The 25,468-nt window shown below is 46.5% G+C and carries 19 protein-coding genes and 1 pseudogene; 16 read left to right on the forward strand and 4 right to left on the reverse strand.

The genetic code is table 11. The features are described 5' to 3' along the window. Positions 1-9: 9 nt before the first annotated feature. Together cas9 and mnmC are read right to left on the reverse strand one after the other, a co-directional pair. Positions 10-3,191, reverse strand: a pseudogene (cas9, locus tag DQN52_RS04115) (type II CRISPR RNA-guided endonuclease Cas9). 411 nt (positions 3,192-3,602) lie between these two features. Next, positions 3,603-5,237, reverse strand: coding sequence for an FAD-dependent 5-carboxymethylaminomethyl-2-thiouridine(34) oxidoreductase MnmC (gene mnmC / locus DQN52_RS04120; protein WP_003785248.1), 1,635 nt, complete (start codon positions 5,235-5,237; stop codon positions 3,603-3,605). Positions 5,238-5,463: 226 nt separating this feature from the next. Between mnmC and surE the strand changes: the two genes are divergently transcribed. The 3 genes from surE to DQN52_RS04135 all read left to right on the forward strand — a co-directional run bounded on the left by surE (position 5,464) and on the right by DQN52_RS04135 (position 8,553). Further along, positions 5,464-6,237, forward strand: coding sequence for a 5'/3'-nucleotidase SurE (gene surE, locus DQN52_RS04125; RefSeq protein WP_003785250.1), 774 nt, complete (start codon positions 5,464-5,466; stop codon positions 6,235-6,237). Positions 6,238-6,332: 95 nt separating this feature from the next. Beyond that, complete coding sequence (locus DQN52_RS04130; protein ID WP_038334355.1) at positions 6,333-7,592, forward strand: M23 family metallopeptidase; 1,260 nt, start codon at positions 6,333-6,335, stop codon at positions 7,590-7,592. Positions 7,593-7,662: 70 nt separating this feature from the next. Continuing rightward, a complete protein-coding gene (locus tag DQN52_RS04135) occupies positions 7,663-8,553 on the forward strand; it encodes a hypothetical protein (protein ID WP_003785255.1) in 891 nt (296 codons plus the stop codon). A 221-nt stretch (positions 8,554-8,774) separates the two neighbouring features. Here the strand turns inward: DQN52_RS04135 and DQN52_RS04140 are convergent, their stop codons facing one another. Then, positions 8,775-9,131: a hypothetical protein gene (locus DQN52_RS04140; RefSeq protein ID WP_003785259.1), complete on the reverse strand. Its 357-nt coding sequence runs from the start codon at positions 9,129-9,131 to the stop codon at positions 8,775-8,777. A 456-nt stretch (positions 9,132-9,587) separates the two neighbouring features. On the opposite strand from DQN52_RS04140, the gene guaA reads away from it, so the two are divergent. Further along, positions 9,588-11,159, forward strand: a complete 1,572-nt coding sequence (gene guaA, locus DQN52_RS04145; protein WP_003785262.1) for a glutamine-hydrolyzing GMP synthase — start codon at positions 9,588-9,590, stop codon at positions 11,157-11,159. A gap of 61 nt (positions 11,160-11,220) precedes the next feature. On the opposite strand, the gene DQN52_RS04150 is transcribed toward guaA, so the two are convergent. Beyond that, positions 11,221-11,793, reverse strand: coding sequence for a beta-class carbonic anhydrase (locus DQN52_RS04150; protein WP_003791326.1), 573 nt, complete (start codon positions 11,791-11,793; stop codon positions 11,221-11,223). A gap of 259 nt (positions 11,794-12,052) precedes the next feature. On the opposite strand from DQN52_RS04150, the gene rho reads away from it, so the two are divergent. The 12 genes from rho (at position 12,053) to DQN52_RS04210 (ending at position 25,449) form a co-directional block, all read left to right on the forward strand. Then, positions 12,053-13,417 carry a transcription termination factor Rho gene (gene rho, locus DQN52_RS04155; RefSeq protein WP_003785266.1) on the forward strand — a complete coding sequence of 455 codons (1,365 nt, stop codon included), beginning with the start codon at positions 12,053-12,055 and terminating at the stop codon, positions 13,415-13,417. A 64-nt stretch (positions 13,418-13,481) separates the two neighbouring features. Continuing rightward, positions 13,482-13,853 carry a 30S ribosome-binding factor RbfA gene (rbfA, locus tag DQN52_RS04160; RefSeq protein ID WP_003785267.1) on the forward strand — a complete coding sequence of 124 codons (372 nt, stop codon included), beginning with the start codon at positions 13,482-13,484 and terminating at the stop codon, positions 13,851-13,853. Positions 13,854-13,948: 95 nt separating this feature from the next. Next, the gene (locus DQN52_RS04165) at positions 13,949-14,584 is read left to right on the forward strand and encodes a thiamine diphosphokinase (protein ID WP_003785269.1); all 636 of its coding nucleotides are present in this window, start codon (positions 13,949-13,951) and stop codon (positions 14,582-14,584) included. Between the two features lie 95 nt (positions 14,585-14,679). Next, positions 14,680-15,099, forward strand: a complete 420-nt coding sequence (gene dksA / locus DQN52_RS04170) for an RNA polymerase-binding protein DksA (protein WP_003785271.1) — start codon at positions 14,680-14,682, stop codon at positions 15,097-15,099. Between the two features lie 80 nt (positions 15,100-15,179). Next, the gene (locus DQN52_RS04175; protein WP_003785273.1) at positions 15,180-15,548 is read left to right on the forward strand and encodes a DUF2069 domain-containing protein; all 369 of its coding nucleotides are present in this window, start codon (positions 15,180-15,182) and stop codon (positions 15,546-15,548) included. Continuing rightward, positions 15,541-17,370, forward strand: a complete 1,830-nt coding sequence (locus DQN52_RS04180; protein ID WP_032827581.1) for a PglL family O-oligosaccharyltransferase — start codon at positions 15,541-15,543, stop codon at positions 17,368-17,370. The genes DQN52_RS04175 and DQN52_RS04180 overlap by 8 nt, the downstream gene beginning before the upstream one ends. A gap of 128 nt (positions 17,371-17,498) precedes the next feature. After that, complete coding sequence (locus tag DQN52_RS04185; protein ID WP_003785280.1) at positions 17,499-18,179, forward strand: response regulator transcription factor; 681 nt, start codon at positions 17,499-17,501, stop codon at positions 18,177-18,179. Between the two features lie 104 nt (positions 18,180-18,283). Then, the gene (locus DQN52_RS04190; RefSeq protein WP_003785282.1) at positions 18,284-19,672 is read left to right on the forward strand and encodes a sensor histidine kinase; all 1,389 of its coding nucleotides are present in this window, start codon (positions 18,284-18,286) and stop codon (positions 19,670-19,672) included. 34 nt (positions 19,673-19,706) lie between these two features. Beyond that, positions 19,707-20,480, forward strand: coding sequence for a peroxide stress protein YaaA (gene yaaA / locus DQN52_RS04195; protein WP_003785284.1), 774 nt, complete (start codon positions 19,707-19,709; stop codon positions 20,478-20,480). A gap of 270 nt (positions 20,481-20,750) precedes the next feature. Continuing rightward, a complete protein-coding gene (gene hrpA, locus DQN52_RS04200) occupies positions 20,751-22,145 on the forward strand; it encodes an ATP-dependent RNA helicase HrpA (RefSeq protein ID WP_003785285.1) in 1,395 nt (464 codons plus the stop codon). Positions 22,146-22,193: 48 nt separating this feature from the next. Then, positions 22,194-22,604 (forward strand): hypothetical protein, encoded by a 411-nt coding sequence (locus DQN52_RS04205; protein WP_003785286.1) that lies wholly within the window; start codon positions 22,194-22,196, stop codon positions 22,602-22,604. Positions 22,605-22,815: 211 nt separating this feature from the next. Next, positions 22,816-25,449, forward strand: a complete 2,634-nt coding sequence (locus tag DQN52_RS04210) for a DUF3418 domain-containing protein (protein WP_003785288.1) — start codon at positions 22,816-22,818, stop codon at positions 25,447-25,449. Positions 25,450-25,468: the final 19 nt, after the last annotated feature.

The following is a 25,468-nucleotide window of genomic DNA, read 5'->3' on the forward strand; positions in this document are numbered from 1 at the left end:
GGATTGGGTTTAGCCAATATTTGGGCGTTTTCTGCTACGTGTTTCGTGAATGTTTTTACCTAATTCATCAACTTGCAGTTTTTTGAATGATGAAGCCATTTTCACACCAATGCTTCGATGTTCGCCATCTTTACATTTTTTCTTATCACGGTCATGTTCACGAATGGTAATTGCACCTGTTGCACGGTCTAAACTTGCAAAATAACCCATAATGCCCCCTTTCTTTGTTTGCACTTCTAGCAAATCATTTTTATACAAAGCAAATTTAAAATGATAGCTTTCGTCCATTAAAATCCAATCGCTTTCATCTTTATGTGCCACTACGGCATAATTAGGCAAAATGCCTTCTGCCACTTGCCACGCATAAATTGGCACAAGATAAAATTTTCCTGATTTCTCAAACACATCAACGCGCACCATAGAACCGTTATCCGCCACACCATTGATTTTGCGTAACAACATACCTGATTTTTGTACGATTTCCACGCGCACGGCTTTGACTTGCTGTCCGCCTTGTTTGAAGAATGGTTCAGCAAAGGCTTTTGCAGGGTCATTTTTAAATTGTTCCAAACGCGCTTTCAAGGCTTCGTATAAAGCAGGTTCACGTTCACGATTAACCATGTTTTCCAAATCATTCAATTTCAACTGCGTTAATGGCACGCGCAAAACGCTGATTTTCTCGTCTAAACGCTTGGCAGATTTAATGGTTTCTTTGTGTCCTTGCCCAGTCATTTTTCGCGTTGGCATACGCGACACAAACAACGGCATAACGTATTCATGCAAGGCTTCGGGGCGGTTTGGTAATTTTTCAGGCAGCGTTCGGAGCGGATTATCATCAAATACACGAATCATCACTTCTTCACGGAAATGTTCCCAAGGCGTTGGAAAATGGATTGAAATCACTTCGCCTGTTTCCTTGTCAATGCGTTCGCCTGTGAACACATTGCCTTTTTGATAACGTACAAATTGCGTGATTTTTTGCTGCATGGCAACCGTGCTACACGCCACCACCACCGCATCTACCGCATGATGACGGTCATTTTCTTCACGATTTTTGCTCAAACCCCAACGCCCACGCAACAACGCGGTAATTTGCCCATTGCTGGCAAACACGCGCTTTTTGCCTTTGCCTGTTAAATGCAAATGCTCGCTGATAAATTGACACAAAAAGCGCGAAACATAGCGCGTGTCGTTCAAATTGCGTTCAAGAAAACCTTTTTCATCAAGCTGTTTTGCCATGATTTTTTGCTTTTTATTGGGCGAAAACTGGCAATTTTGCACATTTTCCACAAATAACCGCCAACTCTCGCTGTTGTCCGCACCACGTAAATATTCGTATGGCGTTTGATTGCCTTTGTTTTGGTTTTCCGAAGCCAACACTAAGATTTTATTATTGAAACTGTCGTCCCAAGTCCGCGAGAATGGCAGCGCGTGGTCAATTTCCACATACCCTTTTTCAGGCAGCCTGCGAACATCAATTGGCAAACCTGAATACAAACATTTGCCCTGCTGTAATTGATATAAGCGCAATTTCAAAATATCCACCGCTTTGGGTTCATGCGCTGCATTGGGGAAAAACTGTTTCCATTCATCAATAGCGCGTCGGCGTTGTTCTTGATTTTCTTCTTGTTGTTTTTTTAATTTATCGCGGTCAGAGAATGATTTACCGACTTCTCGTCCTGTCTCAATATGTACACGCGCTGGCGAACCGTATCGGCGAATAATCGCGTTAATCACTTTTCGCGCTTGCGTGAGCGTCCGCAATACAACAGGATTTCGCAGTTTATCGGCAGGAATATTCGGCAAGAATTTTTCGGTTTTATCGGCAATTTTTTCGTGACGATTACCGTAAATTTGCGTACACGCTTCATCGTAGCGCAAACCTTGTTCCATTAACGGCAACAATTTTTCCAACGCTTTTAACGACAATTCCATAAAATTGCTGAAATTTAACTGCTCTTGCAAGGCAATTATCACATTTTCGGGTAATTGATTTTTCAGGCAGCCTGCAATCTCATCATCGGTTTTGTAAATGGAAAATGCCGTACCGATTAAATCTAATAGTTTAGGCTGCGTTTTCAGCTTTTCCCATTCTGATTTCAACGATTTGTTTTCCAAAGATTTTCTAATGGCGTGATACGATTTCATTTCCATGAAAGTGGCAGATTCGGCATTGTCTTTTCCATAACGCAAACCTTTGAAAAATGCGGTTTCAGGCAGCCTTAACAATTTACGAACTTGTTGATAGGTCAATTTTGTTTTGTTGTATGGCTCGTTCAATAACAATTCACGCTGTTCACGCGATAAAGCAGATTCCAAGCCATTGTCTTGAATACGCAAATTCGTCAATTTCCCCAGCCACACAAAACGCTCTGCGCTGTATGTATTTTTTGCGGCTTTGTATTCGCTCGGTTCAAACGTGCAACGCCCCAACATTTCCAGAATCGCATCGCCCGATAAAGCGGCTTTTTGGTTCATCAATAAATCATTAATCGCGGTTTTCAGGCTGCCTGAAACGTGCGGATTGCCCAAACGTGTTTGCGCGTCAAATAATTGATTTAACTCATTTTGCAAATCCAAACGATTAAATGTGTGCGTGTACGCGCCACGTTGATTGCGAATGTGTCCGTCTTGCGTGGCAAATTGTTTAATCGCCAATTCTGCTGGCGTACGATATTGATTAGATTGAGATTGTAATAATTGATGATTGTGATTCATGCCCGACAGCAACGCGCCCAATTCTTTATCCGCCGTTTGGCTTTCGTTTTTGCGCTGCGACAAATAGCCGCGATGTTTAACCAAATTAATCAACACCGCTGCCCATTCTTTGGGTTCAAGTTTTCTGTCCAAACCTTGTGCGCGAAGTTCCCACGCCTGATTGGGTAAACCGATGATTAAACCTTTTTCATCATAATCATTGGCTTGCAAAACATTTTCTTGTTTCAACAAACGGCGCAATTTGTTCATGCGATTGGCGCGGCGACTGATTAAACGGCGTTGAGCGCGAGCCAATCGGCGCGTTTCCGCCAACGATGAACCGTCTTTGGGGTTTCGGCTTCTTCAAACGTCCGCACGCCCACATCAATCAAACGAAGTGGATTTTCTTGTTCGTCCATTTCCACAACCGCCCAACCGCAAGACGCAATCCCCAAATCCAAACCCAAAATGTAATTTAATGATTTTGCAGCCATGATGTATTACCCCTGTTTAAAAAATATTTGGTGGTGTCCTGAAAAGTGTGCTGTAAAAAATAAGCAATAAAAAAGCAGCGAAAACAGAGTATATTTGAGTGTGTGAAAACAGAAATAACTTTAATTTGTCCTCGCTGCCAAGGACAAAATATAAAGAAAAATGACTACTCTGGCAATCGTAAACAAAAATATTTTTGTAACATGAAATGATTAGATTGACAGTGAAATCATTGTGTTGTATGATTCTCGCTATTGTTGCATTGCGAAATGAGAAACGTTGCTACAATAAGAAGTTCTGAAAAGAAATTCGTAACGCTCTGCCCCCTAAAAATTTCGGTTTTTAGGGGGCATCGTTTTGTGATGAATAGTGCAGGCTGCTTTTTCAGTAACACGAAAAGCAGCCTGCACTTTTTATTGCGATTTCGCACCCACCTTCCCATGCACCAATTCTTTAATAATCAAGCGATTTGGATTGAGCGCGTGGCGCAATCGTAGCGACAACAATCTGGGCGTGTTCATAATTTGCGCGGCGATGTCGGCAGCACACAAAGGCGCGGTTGCCAAGCCACGCGAACCGTGCGCGGTGTTGATGTAGGCATTCGGTAAATAGGGACACGGTGTGTTGATGCGGTAATTTTTGTCCAGCGCGTATTGGGCATAGACGCGGCGCATGGCATCGGTATCGCCCAACGCGCCAACGGCAGGCAAATGGTCATGACAATCGCAACGCAACGCCGCATGACCGCGCGATGATTCGTGCAGGCTGCTTGGTTCGTTCCATAATGTGCTAAACGATTGATACAGCGTGTTATTTAGTTGAGCCAATTCATTTCGGTTGTGCTGTTCGTCCGCGCTTTGCCAAGTGTCGTCCGCGCAATTTGGTGCAAAAGTCGCCCCAAAACAATGTTCGCCTTGCCACGCTGGGGAAATGTAACTCGCGCCCGATAAGGCGATTTTGAGTTGCAGGCTGCTTTTGTTTGCTGCAACCAAACTGGTTTGACCGCGAATAATCTGCAACGGCAAAGTCTGCACAATCGGTGTGTGCAGGCTGCTTGCACCTGTGCAAAACACCAAATGACTGCCCTGCCAAGTGTGCGTTTTGCTGCGAACGTGCCACATCGCGCCATCGTAGTCCGCCTGAATCAAACGCTGGTTGGTGTGCAACGTAATATTCGGGTGCGACAACAGTTTTTGTACCAACGATGCAGGATTCAACCACGCGCCTTGTTGCCAAAACAAACCGTCCTGCTCAATGCAAATGCCTGCCAACTCGCTCGCCAGCTGCGCCGATACAGCACGATACAAATGCGCGTGTTGCGTTTGTTGCGCCAATTTGCGGTTGCGTTCGGCTTCTTTGGCGTTGTGATTCAAATGCAGCACGCCACACGCCTGCCAAGTGGTTTGTTCGGGCAACAACCGCCGCAGCAAGTGGCGCGTGTAGCCATAACCCGACAACAGCAATTCGGTTTGCTCGGTGGCGTGGGGCGAAATTTTGGCATACAACAAGCCCTGACGGTTGCCGCTGCCTGCCTGCGCCACTTGCGATTGCGCTTCCAACACGGTTACTTTTGCGCCACGAATCGCGCATTCATACGCCGTTGCCGCGCCTGCAATGCCTGCGCCAATAATCAAAATGTGCAGGCTGCTTGGGTCGCGACAATCGGCGGCGGGCGGCGTTTGCCATGCTTTTGGCGAGACTTCGGGCGCAGGCGCAATCGCTTCGGTTTGCCATTGAATCGGCACAGAAAAATGCGCGTGAAGGCTGCTTGCTTGGGACTGCGGTATCAACCACAAATGTGTGTTCTGCCAAGCATTCGGAACGCAATGCACCGCTTGCGTGGTCGCACACGATAGCGCGTTTTGTATCGCCAAGTGCAGGCTGCTTTCGTATTCATTTTGGGGCGATGTCGATTCGTAGTGCGGAACGGAATCAGGCAACACGCACCAAACCACATGTTTTTCGTGTGGATTGCGTTGTTCAAATTGCAGTAACTGCGACCAAGTGGGCGGCGCGTTCCATGCGTAAACGGGAAGATTTTGGGTCATGATGATGCTCGTAGGTTATGTCATGTTCAGCAACCCAGTTCCCTCTGCTGTGGGAGAGGGTTAGGGAGAGGGCAAAATCGTTGGATTATCGCTCCGACTTTCCCTCTCCCTAACCTTCACCCAAAGGGGAGAGAATAGATTTGCAGTTATTCAATGGTTTCGCAGAAAATCCAATATTCCGCTACAATGCCACCCTTATGTTCAACACACAAAAAAGCAGCCTGCAATGAATATTCTCATTTCCAATGATGACGGTTACTTATCACAAGGCATTGCCCTGTTGGCGCGACTGGCTGGCGAATTTGCCAATGTGCGCGTAGTTGCCCCAGAGCGCGATAAAAGTGGCACAAGCAATTCGCTCACACTAGACAAACCGTTGCGAATCCGCACCGCCAGCAACGGCTTTCAATTTGTAAACGGCACGCCCACCGACTGCATTCACGTTGGTATGCACGTTTTGGCACAGTCGGATTTTAAACCAGATTTGGTGCTATCGGGCGTGAACCACGGCGCGAATATGGGCGATGACACCGTGTATTCAGGCACAGTTGCCGCCGCCACCGAAGCGTATTTAATGGGCATTCCAGCCGTAGCGTTTTCGCTCAATTCACATCGCTTTGATTTGTTTACCGAAACGGTAGAAAAAGCCGTGTGGAGCGTGTTGTCGCACATTATGCAGCAGCCGCCCACATCGCCCGTGTTGTGGAACGTGAACATTCCAGCCGTAGCGGTACAAGATTTGCGTGGCATTAAAGTAACGCGACTGGGTTTGCGCCACCACGAACAAAACGTAATTGAATCCACCGACCCACGCGGCGCATCGATTTATTGGATAGGCCCAGCAGGCGAAGTACGCGATAATCAAGCCGACACCGATTTTGCCACGTGCGATGCAGGCTGGATTAGCATCACGCCTTTGCAAATGGATTTGACCGCGCATAATCAAATAGACAAATTGCAGGCTGCTTGGCAAGATTTTCGCCTGCAAGAATGCCCGTAAAGCATTGTCGTGATGCCGATAAAACGGTATGATTCAGCCGATTGCAGCGCAAAGCAGCCTGCACTTTGAATGATGATTTAAGAAAGCGAAATATCATGAATACGAACAAAAAAACAGCTTGTTTATTATTGAGTTTAGTTGCCGCTGCAATTTTGTCGGCGTGTAGTTCTGCACAACAAGCACCTGCACCAGTCGTATCTGGCACAAATACAGGCGGCTATGGCTACGACAATGGCACGGTTACCACACCATACGGCACAGTCAATACACCTTATGGCACTACTGGTTCGCCAACCGATACGGCTAATAATCCTTACAATACAGCACCTTATGCCTCAGCAGCAACCACAACTCCGTCTGCTACACCGTATACCCCAGCAGCAACCACAACCCCAACTGCTGCACCTTATACCCCAGCGACTGGCACTGCGTACACGCCAACCGCATCAACAGGCAGCACATTTATCCCCAACTATTCACCTGTGGACAAAAATGCCAGCACGCACCGAGTTCAAGCAGGTGACACGGTTTACAACATTTCCAAACGCTATGGCATCAGCCAAGAGCAGTTAATGCAATGGAACAACTTGTCTGGTACAACCCTTTCTATTGGACAAACTTTGTGGGTAAAGCCAGTTGGTAGCAGCAGCCGTACAAATGCTGCACCTGTAACAGCAGCTAAAACTGGCACAGGTTCGCAACATAAAGTGGTTGCAGGCGACACGGTTTACAATATTTCCAAACGCTACGGCATCAGCCAAGAACAACTGCGCCAATGGAATAACCTGAACGGCAACAATATTCAGTTGGGACAAGTGTTGCGCGTAAGCCAATCGGGTAGAGCAACAAGCACTGCTACAACCGCTGCTGCCGCGCCTTATGTACCAGCCAAGCAGCCTGCACCTGCCGCAGTCACTACCACTAACACAGCAGCCGCGACAACAACCGCTACAACCCCAGCAGTTGTCGCTACGCCTACGCCTGTCGTTGCCAGTGTTCGTACACAAACCAAAGACGGCATTGTGTGGCAAAGTCCTTTGCCAAACGGTAGCGTTACGCAAGAATTTGGCACAAATCGCGGTATGTTGATTGATGGCAAAGGCGCAAATGCCGTAGCCGCAGCCGATGGTCAAGTGATTCATATTGGTGCATTGCGTAATTATGGCAATCTGCTTATTGTTCAGCACTCCGACCAGCATTTGACCGCTTATGCACAGATTGCATCAGCCTTGGTACAAAATGGTCAAAAAGTGGTGCGCGGTCAGCCAGTGGCAACCTTAGGCAGCAATAAATTGTTATTCGAAGTCCGTTCAGACGGCAAAGCAGTCAATCCAACTACCTATATCCCATTTTAATCAACAGTAAGCACTCCATTTTTGGGCGGATTTCGTATCCGTCCATTTTTTTAAGCAGAAAGAAATCAACATGATTATTGTGATGCAAGCCACCGCGCAAGACGAAGACGTGCAAAGAGTCGTGCAAACCATTCGTCAACAAGGGCTGAGCGAACACATTTCGCGCGGCAAAGAATGCACCATTATCGGTGCAGTGGGCGATGAGCGCGTGTTTGACATCGCCCAAATCGAAGCCTTGCCACAAGTAGAACGCGCCATTCGCATTGTGCAAGATTGGCGCATCATCAGCCGCGAAGCATGGGCGCAAGACACACAAATCACCGTGCGCGGCATGGCATTGGGTGGACATTCTGGCATACGCAAAATTCAAGCAATCGCGCAAACAGACGCAAGCAGCCTGCACCTAAATGCCGACAGCGATGCCGCTTTGTTTGACCCTTTTTACACGCCAGCTAATCCTTATGCGCGTGCAGGCTGCTTTTCGCTGGAAAACACCACGCAAACGCTACACGACATCAGCCAAATCTGTCGGCAAAATAACAAAATCATCGTCATGCGGATTCGAGACAGCGCACACTTGGAAGTCGCCTTATCCGTCCAAGCCGATATTCTGTATTTGGGCGGCGAATTGCTTGCCAACCGCAGCTTGTTGCAAGAAGTCGGCAGCCTAAATATCCCAACTATTGTGTGCAAAGACAGCCATCATCGAGTTCGCGATTGGTTGGTGGCGGCAGAACAAATCGTGTTGCGCGGCAATCAACACGTTATTTTGGGTGATGCAGGCACATTGAGTTTGCATGGCGAGCCGTTGAGATTGGACGTTGATGCGCTAGTCGCCGCCAAAAAATTGAGCCATTTGCCTGTGTTGGCAAACATTAGCCAGCTTGCACATCGCCACATGGACAAGCAAACCTTGTGGGCATTGGCTTGTGCGGCACAAGTTGATGCGATTATTGTGTAAATATATAGTGGATTAAATTTAGATTAGGACAAGACGACAACGACTGCCGTGTACAGCTAGTACATAAGGGAGTTGGCAACGCTGTACTAATCTAAATTTAATTCACTATAAAAAGCAGCCTGCACTTTTTGTTGATTAAAAGTGCAGGCTGCTTTTTATAGTGAAACAAAAACCGCGCCAGATTAAAAAACTCAGCGCGGTTAAGATTAAAAGTTGAGTGATTAGTTCAAATTGTTTTCAGCATCAACCAAAGAACGACGAGCCAAAGCCAAGTTAGATTTAGAACGATCCAACACAGAGTACAAGAACAAGCCATCGTGTTTAGCCAATGGGCGCAACAAGTGGTATTGTTTACCCAAAGTAATCAAGATGTCTTCGATATTGTCTTTCAAACCCAACATGCCCATAGTTTTCATTTTTGCACGCATCACTTCGGTGTTACCAGCAGCAGCGATTTCCAAATCGATTGCAGCAGAACCACCGCCTGCCAACAACATACCACTTGAGTAGTCTACTACAGCAGCAGCCAAAGCACCATCAACGTTCAACATTTCTGATACGGTTTTATCGTAATTCATTCTAAAAGCTCCTAAAAATAACAAAAAATACTTTTGAGTCAAAACTGGTGACTCGTAAAACCAAGAAATAGGTATTTCCAAACGGTTACCAGGTTCCCACTTGCCAGCCTTTTGTTACTGACTTGTTTTGCTGCCTAGAAACTGGTTCGAATTATAAATCTCCCAAAAAAAATAGTAAAGCTGCATTTCAGATGCAAAATTAGTCTTTCTGATTAGGAAAATCATGATTGGAAAGGAAAAATATCAATTTTTATTTTATTTGGAGTGTACATTCTATCGAATAATCAAAAAACTATGTTTATAATGAAAGGTATTATCTTTAATTTTGAGTATTAATACCAAGTACTTTTTAGGAAGAAAAGTGTGTTAAAATTACCACGCTTTTGAGTCGCTGTATTCTAGGAAATGCTGGAATAACCGTTTTTTTCACTTGACTTTTGACCAATATCAATACTTATGACAAACCAAGACAAAATTCTGATTTTAGATTTCGGCTCGCAAGTTACCCAACTGATTGCGCGTCGTGTTCGTGAAGCGCACGTTTACTGCGAACTTCATTCTTTTGATATGCCTTTGGACGAAATTAAGTCATTCAATCCAAAGGGTATTATTTTATCTGGCGGTCCTAATTCGGTGTACGAATCGGATTATCAAGCGGACGTGGGTTTGTTTGATTTGGGCGTGCCTGTGCTGGGCATTTGCTACGGTATGCAATTTATGGCGCACCATTTGGGAGGCGAAGTGTCGGCGGGCAATCAGCGCGAATTTGGTTACGCGCAAGTGAAAACGATTGATTGCGAACTCACGCGCGGCATTAATGACGGCACGCCAAATATGTTGGACGTGTGGATGAGCCATGGCGACAAAGTGTCTAAATTGCCAACGGGTTTTGCTGTGATTGGCGACACGCCGTCTTGCCCGATTGCGATGATGGAACACGCGGAAAAACAATTCTACGGCATTCAATTCCACCCCGAAGTTACCCACACGAAACAAGGTAAGGCTTTGTTAAATCGTTTTGTTTTGGATATTTGCGGCGCGAAACCGAGCTGGACGATGCCGAATTACATCGAAGAAGCGATTGTGAAAATCCGTGAACAAGTCGGCAATGAAGAAGTAATTTTGGGCTTGTCAGGCGGCGTGGATTCTTCTGTGGCGGCGGCGTTGATTCATCGTGCGATTGGCGACCAATTAACCTGTGTGTTTGTGGACCATGGTTTGCTGCGTTTGAATGAAGGCAAAAATGTGATGGATATGTTTGCGCGTAATTTGGGCGTGAAAGTGGTTCACATTGACGCGACTGAGCAATTTATGGGCAAATTGGCTGGTGTTACCGACCCTGAACAAAAACGCAAAATCATCGGCGCAGAATTTATTGAAGTCTTTGACGCGGAAGAGAAAAAATTAACCAACGCGAAATGGTTGGCGCAAGGCACGATTTACCCCGATGTAATTGAATCGGCTGGCGCGAAAACGAAAAAAGCCCACGCGATTAAATCGCACCACAATGTGGGAGGGCTGCCTGAAAACATGAAATTGAAATTGCTTGAACCGTTGCGCGATTTGTTTAAAGATGAAGTGCGCGAATTGGGCGTGGCGTTGGGTTTACCGCGTGAAATGGTGTATCGCCACCCATTCCCTGGCCCTGGTTTGGGCGTGCGGATTTTGGGCGAAGTGAAACGCGAATACGCGGATTTGTTGCGCCGTGCCGATGATATTTTCATTGAAGAATTGCGCAACACGATTGACGAGCAGTCGGGCAAATCTTGGTATGATTTGACAAGTCAAGCGTTTGCGGTGTTTTTGCCTGTGAAATCGGTGGGCGTGATGGGCGATGGACGCACTTATGATTATGTGGTGGCATTGCGTGCGGTGATTACCAGTGATTTTATGACGGCGCATTGGGCGGAATTGCCTTATTCGTTGCTCGGTAAAGTGTCGAACCGTATTATCAATGAAATCAAAGGGATTAACCGCGTAGTTTATGATGTGAGCGGTAAACCGCCTGCAACGATTGAGTGGGAATAATCAAATAATATAAAAGCAGCCTGCACTTTCAATTTGTAAAAAGTGCAGGCTGCTTTTTATGCTAAATCGCGCAACTTTCATCACCATGAACCACAACCGTCAATTTGCCTGTAACAGGGTGAATCACCAGCCCATGAACAGCAATATTGGCAGGCATCAACGGGTGTTTGCGAATCAGGCTAACCGTGTGGCGCACGCTGTCTTCCACGCTATCAAAACCTGTGAGCCAGTTGTCCAAATCAATGCCTGCGTGGCGCAGCGTGGTGATGCGGTCTTCGGGAACGCCTTGCTCTTCGGCTTTGGCAAGAAAGGCTTGGGCGTTCAGTCCGCGCATACCGCAGTCGTAATGCGCGATAACCATGATTTCTTCTACGCGCAATTCCAGCACCGCCACCAACAGCGAACGCATCACCGAACCCCAAGGGTGCGTCACCACCGCGCCTGCATTTTTGATGAGCTTGACATCGCCGTTACGCAAACCCAGCGCGGCAGGCAAAAGCTCCACCATGCGCGTGTCCATGCACGACAAAATTGCCAATTTGCGCTCTGGGTATTTGTTGGTTAAAAAGTGTTCGTATGCGCCGCTGTCTACAAACGATTGATTGTGTTGCAAAATGTGGTTTAGTTCTGACATATTGTGCTGTTTGATAAAGTCTGAAAATGGCATCATAAACCGAATAAGCAAAAAAAGCAGCCTGCACATTTACGCTTTCTTGACTTATTTTGCGACTTATTCTTATAATCCGCCACTTTACGTTCTCTGCCAAATCAGGCACAACTTTCCGATTTATCTCACTATATATTTATTTTGATTATTCCAACCCAGCCCAATGCACCGCGTATTTGCATCACACAAAAAGTGTAGGCTGCTTTTTATCTGAAAAATTATCTTTATGCACGTTTCTGAATTACAAACCAAACACATTACCGAACTGTTGGCACAAGCCGAACAAATGGGTATTGAAAACGCCAACCGCCTACGCAAGCAAGACCTTGTGTTTACTATTGTGCGCGAGTTGATGAAAGACGGACAAGAATTCATCTGTTCTGGCACGCTAGAAACCTTGCCCGATGGCTATGGTTTTTTGCGTTCCGCTGCTACATCGTATTTGGCTTGCCCTGATGATATTTACGTTTCGCCCAACCAAATTCGCCGCTTCAATTTGCACACAGGCGATACGATTGAAGGCACGGTGCGTGTCCCCAAAAATGACGAAAAATACTTCGCTTTGGTGCGCGTGGACAGCGTAAACAGCAACAATCCCGAAAGCAGTCGCCACAAAATTTTGTTTGAAAACTTAACGCCGCTGTTCCCAACCAAACAGCTCAAATTGGAGCGCGAAAACGATTTGTCGGCAGAAAACATCACAGGGCGCATCATTGATTTGATTTCGCCGATTGGTTTGGGGCAACGCGCCTTGTTGGTTGCGCCACCCAAATCGGGCAAAACCGTAATGCTGCAAAACATCGCCCACGCCATTACCGCCAACAATCCCGATGTGGAATTGATTGTATTGCTGATTGACGAACGCCCAGAAGAAGTAACCGAAATGACACGCAGCGTGCGTGGCGAAGTGGTGGCTTCCACCTTTGACGAACCTGCGCAACGCCATGTGCAAGTGGCAGAAATGGTCATCGAAAAAGCCAAACGCATGGTGGAACACAAAAAAGACGTGGTGATTTTGTTGGATAGCATCACACGCTTGGCGCGTGCGTATAATACGGTTGTGCCGACTTCGGGCAAGGTTTTGACTGGTGGTGTCGATGCCAATGCGCTGCATCGCCCCAAACGCTTTTTTGGCGCAGCGCGAAACACCGAAGAAGGCGGTTCGCTCACGATTATCGCCACCGCTTTGGTGGACACAGGCAGCCGTATGGACGATGTGATTTTTGAAGAATTCAAAGGCACAGGCAATATGGAATTGAACTTGGAACGCCGTTTGGCTGAAAAACGCGTGTTCCCAGCGATTAACATCAACAAATCGGGTACGCGCCGCGAAGAATTGCTCGTGCCAAGCGACCAGTTGCAAAGAATGTGGGTGTTGCGCCGTGTGTTGCACCCAATGGACGACGTGGAAGCGGCTGAATTCTTGTTGGACAAAATCAAAAAAACCAAAAACAACCACGACTTTTTTGATGAAATGCGTGGCGGCGGTTCAAACAGCGCGAAAAAAGTCGGCACAACCACAACCACCGTGGCATCTGCTGCGCCAGTTAAATCCACACGCGGACGCAAACCGAAAACGGCAAGTGAATAAAGTGCAGGCTGCTTTGGCGTTCGTTTGATTTTGTTGATTGAAATCACGCAAGAAAGATAGATTTATGAAAAAACCACAACGCAACGGCTATGCCCGCATAGACCGCGTTAAAGAACAAGTGATGCGCGAATTGGCAGAGCTGGTACGCACAGGCTTAAAAGACCCACGCGCAGGCTTTATCACGATTAACGATGTAGAAGTAACGCGCGATTATTCCCACGCTACTGTGTATTACACCGTGTTGAGCGGCGACCGCGAAGCCAGCTTACAGGCTTTGGAACACGCCAAAGGCTTTTTGCGTAGCGAATTGTCGCGCCGAATCACGGTGTTTCGCACGCCAGAATTGCATTTTGAATACGATGAATCGCTAGAACGCGGCGTACAGTTGTCTAATTTGATTGACCGCGTTGCCAGCGAAAAACCTGTTCAGGATTGATTATTGAGTCGAACGCCAAAGGCGTACCCTTTTATACCCAAATCAAAGATTTGGACAAAAGGGCAAAGCAGCCTGCATTTTGAGAAGGAGATGACATGAAAACATTGGTTTTTTGTGCGGGAGCGAAAGACCCCAATTTGTCTGTTTTACAACAAATTTCGTCCGATTTATTGATTGGCGTGGACAGAGGCGCAAGCACATTGGTTGCGCACGGCTACACGCCCGATTATGCGATTGGCGATTTTGACAGCAGTGAACCGCCCGAACAATGCCGTCATGTCATTCGTTTGCCAACCGATAAAGACGACACCGATTTGGAAGTCGCATTATTGAGCGTGTGCGAACGAGTTGGCGAAGAAAACATCAGCCAAATCATTATTGTGGGCGCCTTGGGGGCAGGGCGGCTAGACCACTTGCTAACCAATATTTGGCTGGCACATCAACCGCGATTTGTTCCCTATTTACACAAAATTCGCATGGTGGAAGCCAACAGCATCACACGCTTTTTTGGTGCAGGCGAACACGTTTGGTTGCACGAAGCCGACAAAAAATATGTGTCGTTTATCGGTTTAACGCCCATCAAAAAACTCAGCATTAAAGGCGTTAAATACCCCGTAGAAGCCAAAGATTATCCCAGCCCTGTGGCTCTGGTTAGCAACGAATGTTTGGGCAGCATGATACGTTTTTCGTTGGAAGAAGGTATTTTGTGCGTAGTGCAAAGTAATGATTAATTGTATTTTTTGATTTGAACGTGTTATGATGCGCGGCTTTTATCAATGGGCAATGATTCATCTGTTTGCCAATAGAAAATCGCAAAAGGAATAACATGGCAAAAAAACTTACCGAGCAAGACATTATTAATTGGAACGGTAGCGAAGACGATTATATGAACGAGCAACATTTGGCGTTTTTTCGTGATTTGTTGTTACAAATGCAGGAAGATTTGATTTCCCGTGCCGATGAAACGACTGTACATTTGCAAGACCATGAAGCCGCGCCCGACCCAGCCGACCGTGCTTCGCAAGAAGAAGAATACGCGCTGGAATTGCGTACACGCGACCGTGAGCGTAAATTGTTGAGCAAAATTCAAGCATCATTGCGCGATATTGAAGACGGCGAATATGGCTTCTGCCGCGACACAGGTGAGCCGATTGGTTTGCGCCGTTTGTTGGCACGTCCAACCGCCACTTTGTCGGTGGAAGCGCAAGAACGCCGTGAGCGTTTGAAAAAACAATTTGCGGATTAAAGCACGAAATAAAGTGCAGGCTGCTTTTGAGAAAATACCCGCATTGGCGGGTATTTTTGCATGAATAGAGATATAAACACATGAAAAATAACAAACAAATTGCACTACGCACCGCGCAGGCTGCTTGGTTGGCGTTAATCGCGCTCACGCTGCTGTGGGACGGCTGGTATGCGCCTTTGCACACGGGGCGTTGGTTGCTGGTCATTAAGTTGTTGCCGTTGGCGTTGCCTTTGCGTGGCATTTTGTTGGGGCGAGTTTATACTTATCAATATTGCTCTATGCTGGTGTTGGCGTATTTTACCGAAGGCATCATGCGTGTGTTTGATGTGCAGCCGTTGAGCCGTGCGTTGGCGGCTGGCGAAGTGGCATTAAGCGTAGTGTTTTTTGTGGCGTGTTTGTTGTATTTGCAGCATTTTAAGTTGAAGAAGAAAGAATCGCATCATGCGTAATCATGATTCATCGTTGGGCAGCTGGTTGTGGCTGGGTTTGTTTTTGGTGGCGGTGTTGCCCTTTTTGTCGATTTGGCGCGTTGGGCCGTTGCCCAGTTTCTTTTTGGAAATCGGCTCGCTATTGGGCGCGTTGGCGTTTTTTTTGATGACGGTGGGTGCAGGCTGCTTGCGTGGCGTGGCTGTTCCACGCGCATCGTGGTATTTCGTTGGCATGGCGATTTTTTGGGCGATTCAAGCGCGTTGGCTCAATTTGACTTATGCAGGCATGAGCGACATGGTGTCGTGGACGTTTATGGTGCTGGCGTTGATGTGCTGGGCGTGTCGCGGCTGGACAGAACATTTGGGCACAGAACAAGCCGTTAGCCTGCTGGCAAGTGTGATTGTGGCAGGTTGCGTGGTGCAGGCTGCTATTGGTTGGCTGCAATACACAGGTTTAGCCAGCCATTTTTCGGGCTATTTAATGTATCGCAAAGGCATAGTGGAAGGGCAGCTCGCCCAGCGCAACCATTTTGCTCACTATTTGATGTGGGGCGTGTTGTGCAGCGCGTGGCTGTGGTCGCAACGCCGCTTATCGGCAGGCATCGCCAGCGCATTGGTGCTGTTTTTTGCCGCCACGATTTCTTTGACAGGCTCGCGCACCGTGTTTGCCTATATTTTGATGCTGACCGCATGGTTGCCGATTTATCGCATCATTGGTGGCAGAGAAAGCACGCGCCCCGTGATTGGCTTGGCATTGGCTGCGTTTGTCGTGTTGGTTAGCCAATATGCCGTTGAACCGATGTTGAATTGGATAAGCTCCACCAATCAAGTGCAAACCGCCGCCGAACGCATGGTTGGCTCGCAAATCGAAGGTTCAGGTCGCGGCTACGAATGGCGCAAAGCGTGGCAAATTTTCTTGTCTGCGCCCTTGTTTGGCTATGGCTGGGGCAGCTATTCCTTGTATGGCTTTTTGGAAAACGTCTATCCCACAGGATTTCGCCCCTACGAAAACAACGTATTGTTCACGCACAGTCACAATTCGTTTTTGAATTTACTCGCCGAAATGGGCTTGGTTGGCACAACTTTAATTTTGGGCGGACTGGCATGGGCAGTCAAAGGCAGCCTGCAACGCATCAATCAGCCTGTTGGTGGTTTGTTGATTGCGTTGATGGGGATTTCTTTGGTGCATAGCGCGTTGGAATATCCGCTGTGGTACATCTACTTTTTGAGCGCGTTTACGTTGTTTATTGGTTTTTCGCCCGCACCGCAAACGAAATCAAACCGACCAAAAGGGCAAAGCAGCCTGCACTTTTTGTTGCCCTATGTCGCCGCTTTGTTTGCCGTGTTTATAGCGATTGGCATACTGCGATTGGCAAGCGCATATCAAGAATTGCGTCAATTTTCGGGCAATCCAGAAACCTTGCCGACCAAACGCACACAACAAATTGTGGGCTTGTTACGCATCGCCAAAACCGAGCCGATGTTGCGCCATTATGCCCAATTTCAGTTGAGCAGTTTCATCAATCCCAACGATGCCACGCAACCCGAATGGGCAGAAGAAGCCCTGCGCGAAGCCTTGCAATATCGCCCCTATGCCAATGCGTATAAATACGCTTTTGTTGCCTATCAAGCAGGACATATCGAAGAAGCACGCGATTGGATGCGGCTGATGTATCACTACTATCCAGCCAAAATGCCTGCCTATGCCGCACCGATTATGAACACCAATCATTACCTCGAATTGCGCGATGATTACACACGCACTTGCCAAGCCTATCGCCAAGTTGTGCCGTCTGCGCCTTTGTGTGCCGAAGCCTTGCCCTTGCCGATGCGCGTAAAATAAGTCATTTCGCGTAAAACAATGTTAGCAATGCAAAGAATTCGCAAAAAGCAGATACAACCTGCTATGAATGTAAAGACATTGCTGCTAATATAAGCGCGATTTTTCACAATAACCGTAAGGAGAACACCATGAGCCGTGTGTTGCTTGTAGATGATGATGATTTGCTAACCGAATTATTAACCGAATACCTTACTGCCGAAGGTTTGGAAGTGACCCGTATGCCCGATGGCGAAAGCGGTGTACAAGAAATTTTGAATGGTCAGGGCTACGATGTCGTGGTGCTGGATTCGATGATGCCGAAAATGAACGGTTTGGACGTGTTGAAAACCGTTCGCGCCCAAAGCAAAATCCCTGTGATTATGCTCACAGCAAAAGGCGACGACATCGACCGCATCATTGGCTTGGAAATGGGTGCAGACGACTATGTACCCAAACCATGCCAACCGCGCGAACTGTTGGCGCGTATCAACGCCATTTTGCGCCGTTCGCAGCAAAACACCGAAGCCAGTAGCACCAGCAACAGCATTGTGGCAAGTGGCGTAACTTTGTATCCGTCCAAACGTCAAGCCACGATTGGCGATACGGCTTTGGAATTGACCAGCACTGAATTCAATTTGTTGGAAGTGTTGATGCGCCACGCAGGTCAAGTGGTGAGCAAAGATGCGTTATCGCAAGAAGCACTCGACCGCAAATTGGCAAAATTTGACCGCAGCATCGATGTGCATATTTCGAGCATTCGTCATAAATTGGGCGATGCGTCGTTGATTCAAACGGTGCGCGGTTTGGGTTATTTGTTTGTGAAGAACTAATCGCTGTTTCATCATATAAGTGCAGGCTGCTTTTTTATCACACAAAAGCAGCCTGCACTTTTTTGCACTATAATCCGCCTTATTTTGATTGCAGATAGACAACCATGAAATTGTTTCAACGCATTTTTGCCACCTTTTGCATGGTGATTATTTTGGCGATTTTTGTTGCCAGTTTTTCTTTTTGGCTGGTGCAAGAACGCATTGCACAAAGCCAATTTAACCAGCGGCGCAACATGGAAATTAGCCTGCTTGCCAACGCATTTAGCACGTTTCAATCCCAAGGCGAGCAAGCCACACGCGAATTATTGCAACGCTGGGGCAACCACCCAGCCAGTCGCAATGTACTCATCATCACAGGCGACAACAAACGCGAATTGCTCGGGCGCAACGTATCCAATAGCGAATTGGAAAAAGCATACAGCTACGCACGCACACACCCCGATTCCAATTTGGCGATTTTGTATTACGACCCATTTGGCGAAGAATATCTCTTTTTTATTCATAACTTTGACAACGAACAAATCGAACGCCTGCCCACTTTGATGATTCCAGGATTGTCGATTGCGCCCATTTGGCACGAATTTATCGTGTTCGCCAGCATTTTGACGATTGGCTTACTGCTTGCCTACATTGTGGCAAACAACATCACGCAGCCCATTCGCATTTTGGAACACGGCATGAACCGACTTGCCAAAGGCGAATTAGACGCGCGCGTATCGCAACAATTAGACGACCGCAAAGATGAATTGGCAAATTTGGGCGTACAATTCGACAAAATGGCAGCGCAGTTGCAAATTTTGGTAGAAAAAGAACGCCACTTGCTGCACCACGTTTCCCACGAAATGCGCTCGCCCTTGGCACGCATTCAAGCAATTGTGGGCTTATTGCAAGCGCGACCCGAAAAACAAGCCGAATACATCGCCCGATTGGAAGGTGAATTAACGCGCATGGACAATTTGGTTGGCGAATTTTTGACCTTGTCGCGCTTGGAAACAGCCAATATTCCCATGGAAAAAGAAGCGATTGCGCTGTTGCCATTTATCACGCAAATTGTGGAAGACAGCCAAGCCGTTGCCGAGCAGCATCAGCATCAAGTGTCATTTGAAGCCAGCAAACTCAACACCAAAACGCGCATTTTGGGCAACGAGAGTTACTTGTATCGCGCATTTGATAACGTGATTCGCAACGCCATGAAATACAGCCCAAACGGCAGCACGATTCAAGTTCGCGCCTATGAAGACCGCAAGCACGTTCACATTGAAATTGTGGACAACGGCATGGGCATCAAACCCGACCAACTGCCGCATATTTTTACCGCGTTTTATCGCGCCGACAGCAGCAACGGCAAAGACGGCACAGGCTTGGGTTTGGCGATTACCAAACACATCGCGCAGCAACACAATGCCAAATTGATTGCCGAAAACGTATCGCCCAATGGCTTGAAAATGCACTTTATTTTTCCGAAATTCGTGAAAAATCAGCAAACTGAATAAAAGCAGCCTGCACTTTTTGTAGAAAGGAAACCCCATGTATTTTTTATTATCGCCCGCTAAAAACCTAAATGAAGAGCGCGATTTCACCCCAAAAATCTATTCGCAACCGCCGCTGCTAGACCAAGCCGAACAGTTGATGAACGATGTGCGCCCCTTGTCGCCCCAACAAATCGCCGAGTTAATGCACGTTTCCGACAAAATCGCGTTGCTCAATGCCGAACGCAATCAAAACTGGCAACCGCCATTCACGCCCGACAACGCCAAACAGGCTTTGTTTATGTTCAATGGCGATGTGTATGACGGCATTGGCGCGTATCAACGTAGTGAAGAAGAAATCAGTTATATCCACAATCATGTGCGGATTTTGTCTGGCTTGTATGGCGTGTTGCGACCGCTGGATTTAATGCAGCCGTATCGTTTGGAAATGGGAACACCGCTTGCCAATTCGCGTGGCAAAAATCTGTATGAATTCTGGGGCGAGCGCGTGACCGAACGTCTGAACTTTACCTTGCAATGCTCGGAAGACGGCATTGTGGTGAACTTGGCATCGCAGGAATATTTTAAAGTGATTCAGCCAGCTAAACTGAATGCGCGAATCATCACACCTGTGTTCAAAGACGAGAAAAATGGCGTGTACAAAGTGATTAGCTTTTACGCCAAACGGGCGCGTGGCTTAATGGTGCGCTATGCCGCTGAAAACGCAATTGAAGACGTGGAACAGCTAAAACAGTTTGATTTGGACGGCTATGCGTACAACGAAGCGGCTTCGTCCGAAAACGAATGGGTGTTTTTGCGCTCGCAAGGTTAAATGAATAAACCAAATTAAGTGCAGGCTGCTTTTGAGATTTCAAAGCAGCCTGCACTTTTGTTTATGGAAAGAATAGTTTATACCTATAGTGAATTAAATTTAGATTAGTACAGCGTTGCCAATTCCCTTATGTACTAGATGTACACGGCGGTCGTTGTCGCCTTGTCCTAATCTAAATTTAATCCACTATAAATCAAGATGTGGATAAAAAGTGCAGGCTGCTTTTGCTATAATCTAGCATCTTGAAAATAATTGAATTTGTAACAAAAAATGAATATTCCCGATTTATCAAAAACCCTTTCAAAAGACCGCCATTTCCTAAAAACCGCTTTCAGGCAGCCTGAAAAATTCGGCGGATTAGAAAAAGTCCAACAAAAATACCAAAAATCCCACGACCTATTTTTACAACGCCAAGCGCGTGTGCCAGCGATTACGCTCAACCAAGATTTGCCTGTTTACGAAAAACGCGAAGACATCAAAACTGCCATTCAAAACAACCAAGTAACCATTATTTGTGGCGAAACAGGCTCGGGCAAAACCACGCAAATTCCGCAAATTTGTTTGGAATTGGGGCGCGGCGTGTCGGGATTGATTGGACACACGCAGCCACGCCGTCTTGCCGCTCGCTCGGTGGCGGAACGGATTGCCGAAGAATTGCACAGCGAAATTGGGCAAGCAGTCGGCTACAAAATCCGTTTTAATGACAAAACTTCGCCATTATCTTTTTTGAAATTAATGACGGACGGCATTTTATTGTCAGAAACGCAAACCGACCGTTTTTTAGCGAATTACGACACCATTATCATTGACGAAGCGCACGAACGCAGCCTGAATATTGATTTTCTGCTGGGCTTTTTAAAACAATTATTGCTGAAACGTCCTGATTTAAAAGTGATTATTACGTCTGCCACGATTGACGCGGAACGCTTTTCGCAGCATTTCAACAACGCGCCTGTAATTGAAGTGAGCGGACGAACTTTCCCCGTAGAAATTGTATATCGCCCCTTGCACGAACAAGACGAAGACGAAGCGGAAATTGAATTGGCGGACGCGATTGTGGACGCGGTAGATGAATTGGCGTGTTTGGGACAAGGCGATGTGTTGGTATTTTTGTCGGGCGAGCGTGAAATTCGGGAAGCAGCGGAAGCCTTGCGAAAATCGCCCTTACGCAAAAATGACGACATTTTGCCGCTTTTTGCGCGATTATCGGCGCAGGAACAGCACAAAATTTTCCATCCGACTGGCGACAAACGCCGCATTATTTTGGCGACCAACGTGGCGGAAACGTCGCTGACCGTGCCGCGCATTAAATTTGTTGTGGATACGGGGTTGGCGCGTGTGAAACGCTATTCGGCGCGGGCGAAAGTGGAACAGTTGCACGTTGAAAAAACCTCGCAGGCAGCCGCGAAACAGCGTTCAGGGCGTTGCGGACGCATTTCGGCTGGCGTGTGTATCCGCTTGTTTTCCGAAGAAGATTTTAATCAACGCCCTGAATTTACTGACCCTGAAATTATTCGTACAAATTTATCGGGCGTGATTTTGCGGTTGATGTCCTTGGGGTTTGGCGATATGGAAACGTTTCCGTTGTTGGATATGCCCGACCAACGCTATATCAATGACGGTTATCAGGTGTTGTTGGAATTGGGCGCGATTGCGGAAAGTTAAAAAGCAGCCTGCACTTTTTCAAGCTGCCTGAAAATAGGAATTGTAAATATGGAGACACAAAAATTGCCACATTGGTTCTGGCAACTGTTACCCGTTTTAACCAAACGGCAAAATATTGATTCTTTTGAGCAATGGTTATATGACACGCAAGCCGAAAGCTCATTTCCAAACGATGTCTATCAATCACTTCTATGGTTGAATTATCGTGAATCGTGCCAAGTCGTTATTACCAAACTAATTGAATTAGCAAGCCAGTATGTGCCTTTATATATGGTTGATGATAGATTGTATGCCATACAATTTATGACTCAATTATTTTCATTTGAACGCCCTGAATATTACTGGGAAAGTAATGATGAGATTTGGACATTTTTGCCGATTGATAATGCCAATTATATTTCTGCATATCGAGAGATTATGGAAGATTATTGGTATGAGTTTGATAGATATAGCCAATAATGGGAAAGTGATATTTCAACAGAATACAAGGTATTTCATTTGGAATATCAGCGAATTACAACTCAATTAACCGAAGCAATTTATAAACACATTACAGAACAAACGGATTTGCTCTGTATGCAGCCTAAACCTATTTTCAGGCAGTCTGAAAAATCCAGTTTCTCAATCTTCAATATTTTTAAAAAATATTTTTAATTTAATCTAAATAAATATGATGTCTCCACAAAAAAACCATTACAAACTCACCCCACTCGGCAAACAAATGGCACGTCTGCCGATTGACCCGAAAATCGCCCGAATTTTAATCGCGGCGAAAAAGCACGATTGCATGGCGGAAATGTTGATTATTGTGTCCGCCTTGTCCATTCAAGACCCACGCGAGCGACCGCTTGAAGTCCGCGAATTGGCGAACAAAGCCCATGAGCGTTTTGCCGATAAGCAGTCGGATTTTTTGACGTATTTGAATATTTGGGACAGTTTTCAGCGTGAACGTGATAAAAAATTGTCTAATAAACAATTAGTTCAATGGTGTCATCAATATTTCTTGTCGCATTTGCGTATGCGTGAATGGCGAGAATTACACGCGCAACTGACTGAAATTGCGGTGGAAATGGGTTTGACGAGCAAGGAAAACGCTTTCAGGCAGCCTGAAAATTTATCCGTGTTTGAACAATCCGATATTTCTAGCGATTTAGATTTATCAGCAAAACTCAAACAAAAACAACTAGATAAGAAAAATCATCATGCCAATATCAAGGCGAAAAAAGAAGCGAGTTTCGAGCAAATTCATCGTGCCTTGCTGACGGGTTTGGTGGCGAATGTGGGGCAGAAATCGCCTGACGCGAACGATTACATCGGGGCGCGTGGCAGCCATTTTCATTTGTTCCCTGCGTCCAGCGTGTTCAAAGCCAAGCCAAAATGGGTAATGGCGGCGGAATTGACTGAAACGTCCAAATTATATGCCCGAGATGTGGCAAGCATTCAGCCCGAATGGATTGAGCAGGAAACACCACATTTGGTGCGTTACCATTATTTTGAGCCGCATTGGGAGCAGAAACGCGGCGAAGTGGTGGCGAGCGAGCGCGTAACCCTTTATGGTTTAACGGTTTTGCCACGCCGTCCTGTTGCGTATGCCAAAGTTGCACCCGATGAAGCGCGTGAATTGTTTATTCGTGGCGCGTTGGTGGCGCAGGAATGCGATTTGCAGGCTGCTTTTTTCGTTCACAATAAAAAATTGATTAAAGAAGTTGTTGATTTAGAAAATAAATCTAGAAAACAAGATATTTTGATTGACGATGAAATTTTGTATGAATTTTACAATCAAAGGCTGCCTGAGAATGTGGTTTCAGGCAGCCTGAAAAAGCCGCTTGCCGATATTCGCACCTTTGAAACGTGGCTGAAACACGCGGACGAAGCCACGCAAAAACGCCTGTTCCTCACGCGAGACGACTTGATGCAACACGCCGCCGCCCACGTTACGGAAGAGCAATTTCCGAAATTTTGGAAAACGGCGGACGGCAAATTCAAGCTGTCGTATCGTTTTGAGCCGCACCACCCACTTGACGGCGTAACCGTTTCACTGCCTTTGACGGTGTTGAATCGTATCAATTCGGCAAGTTTGGAATGGCTGGTTCAAGGCATGATACGCGAAAAATTGCAGTTGTTAATCAAAGCCTTGCCAAAACAAATCCGCCGAATTTGTGTGCCTGTGCCTGAATTTATCACGCATTTTTTAAACCAAAATCCCGACCAAAACGCCCCGATTTTGCCCCAACTTGCCCAAGCGATTGCCAAATATGCTGGCGATATGCGGCTGTTGGAACAAATTGATTTGGACGAATGGACAGCTTTCAGGCTGCCTGAACATTGCTATTTTAATTTACGGATTGTTGATGACGGCGGTCAAGAATTGGCGATGGGACGCGATTTAGTTCAATTACAACAACAACTTGGACAAGTGGCAAGCATGACATTCCGCGACAACACGCAGGAATTTGAACGCGATAACATTAAAACGTGGGACATCGGCAAGCTGCCTGAAAGCGTGAAATTTGCGCGTGGTAAACAGCAATTGGTCGGCTATTTGGGCTTGCAAAAAGAAAAAGATGGCAAAATTGCACTGCGTTTGTTTGATACGAATGAAATGGCGCAAGCGGCACATCATCAGGGCGTGATTGAGTTGATGAAATTGCAGCTAAAAGAACAAGTTAAAGACTTAAATAAAGGCTTGTTGAATTTCACACAAATCGTGATGCAACTCAAACAAATCGGCGTGGACACATTGCGCGAAGACATCACGCAAGTGATTTGCGACCGAGCGTTTATCGGCGAAGACGAATTGCCACGCAACGAAAAAGACTTCAAAGAGCAAGTTAAACGAGCCAGAAATCGCCTGCCAGCGGTCAAAGAAGCCTTGAATAAACACTTGTTGGAGGTGGCGAATCAGTATGCGGTTTTGGTGAATACGATGGGCAAGCATCCACTTAATTACACGTTAAAACAACAGCTTGAAAAGTTGATTTATCCGAAATTTGTCAGCCGAACGCCTTGGCAACAATGGCAACGCCTGCCCATTTACCTGCAAGCCATGCAAAAGCGAATGGAAAAATATTCCGCTAATCCCGCTCGCGACAAAATGCGTGAAGATGATATTCAAGAGCTGGAAATGGCATGGACAGAGCGTATTCAGGCAGCCAAAATGCAGAATCAAGCAGTTTCTGATGAATTAGCTGGGTTCTTTTGGAGCATTCAGGAATTGCGTGTTTCGCTGTTTGCGCAGGAGTTGAAAACGCCGATGCCTGTGTCTATCAAACGCTTACAAAAAGAGTGGGATAGTTTACAATAGAGCCTTATTTTAGAACCTT

Origin of the sequence: Kingella kingae, from assembly GCF_900475905.1 — a bacterium.
Taxonomy (GTDB): Bacteria; Pseudomonadota; Gammaproteobacteria; order Burkholderiales; family Neisseriaceae; genus Kingella; species Kingella kingae.

Excerpts from the sequence above, each read along its gene's own strand:
- DQN52_RS04150 (WP_003791326.1), bottom strand. The coding sequence starts at position 11,793 with ATGTCAGAACTAAACCACATTTTGCAACACAATCAATCGTTTGTAGAC.
- DQN52_RS04190 (WP_003785282.1), top strand. The coding sequence starts at position 18,284 with ATGAAATTGTTTCAACGCATTTTTGCCACCTTTTGCATGGTGATTATT.
- DQN52_RS04205 (WP_003785286.1), top strand. The coding sequence starts at position 22,194 with ATGGAGACACAAAAATTGCCACATTGGTTCTGGCAACTGTTACCCGTT.
- DQN52_RS04180 (WP_032827581.1), top strand. The coding sequence starts at position 15,541 with ATGCGTAATCATGATTCATCGTTGGGCAGCTGGTTGTGGCTGGGTTTG.
- DQN52_RS04135 (WP_003785255.1), top strand. The coding sequence starts at position 7,663 with ATGATTATTGTGATGCAAGCCACCGCGCAAGACGAAGACGTGCAAAGA.
- yaaA (WP_003785284.1), top strand. The coding sequence starts at position 19,707 with ATGTATTTTTTATTATCGCCCGCTAAAAACCTAAATGAAGAGCGCGAT.
- guaA (WP_003785262.1), top strand. The coding sequence starts at position 9,588 with ATGACAAACCAAGACAAAATTCTGATTTTAGATTTCGGCTCGCAAGTT.
- dksA (WP_003785271.1), top strand. The coding sequence starts at position 14,680 with ATGGCAAAAAAACTTACCGAGCAAGACATTATTAATTGGAACGGTAGC.
- hrpA (WP_003785285.1), top strand. The coding sequence starts at position 20,751 with ATGAATATTCCCGATTTATCAAAAACCCTTTCAAAAGACCGCCATTTC.
- DQN52_RS04140 (WP_003785259.1), bottom strand. The coding sequence starts at position 9,131 with ATGAATTACGATAAAACCGTATCAGAAATGTTGAACGTTGATGGTGCT.
- mnmC (WP_003785248.1), bottom strand. The coding sequence starts at position 5,237 with ATGACCCAAAATCTTCCCGTTTACGCATGGAACGCGCCGCCCACTTGG.
- rho (WP_003785266.1), top strand. The coding sequence starts at position 12,053 with ATGCACGTTTCTGAATTACAAACCAAACACATTACCGAACTGTTGGCA.
- DQN52_RS04185 (WP_003785280.1), top strand. The coding sequence starts at position 17,499 with ATGAGCCGTGTGTTGCTTGTAGATGATGATGATTTGCTAACCGAATTA.
- DQN52_RS04210 (WP_003785288.1), top strand. The coding sequence starts at position 22,816 with ATGATGTCTCCACAAAAAAACCATTACAAACTCACCCCACTCGGCAAA.
- DQN52_RS04130 (WP_038334355.1), top strand. The coding sequence starts at position 6,333 with ATGAATACGAACAAAAAAACAGCTTGTTTATTATTGAGTTTAGTTGCC.
- surE (WP_003785250.1), top strand. The coding sequence starts at position 5,464 with ATGAATATTCTCATTTCCAATGATGACGGTTACTTATCACAAGGCATT.
- rbfA (WP_003785267.1), top strand. The coding sequence starts at position 13,482 with ATGAAAAAACCACAACGCAACGGCTATGCCCGCATAGACCGCGTTAAA.
- DQN52_RS04175 (WP_003785273.1), top strand. The coding sequence starts at position 15,180 with ATGAAAAATAACAAACAAATTGCACTACGCACCGCGCAGGCTGCTTGG.
- DQN52_RS04165 (WP_003785269.1), top strand. The coding sequence starts at position 13,949 with ATGAAAACATTGGTTTTTTGTGCGGGAGCGAAAGACCCCAATTTGTCT.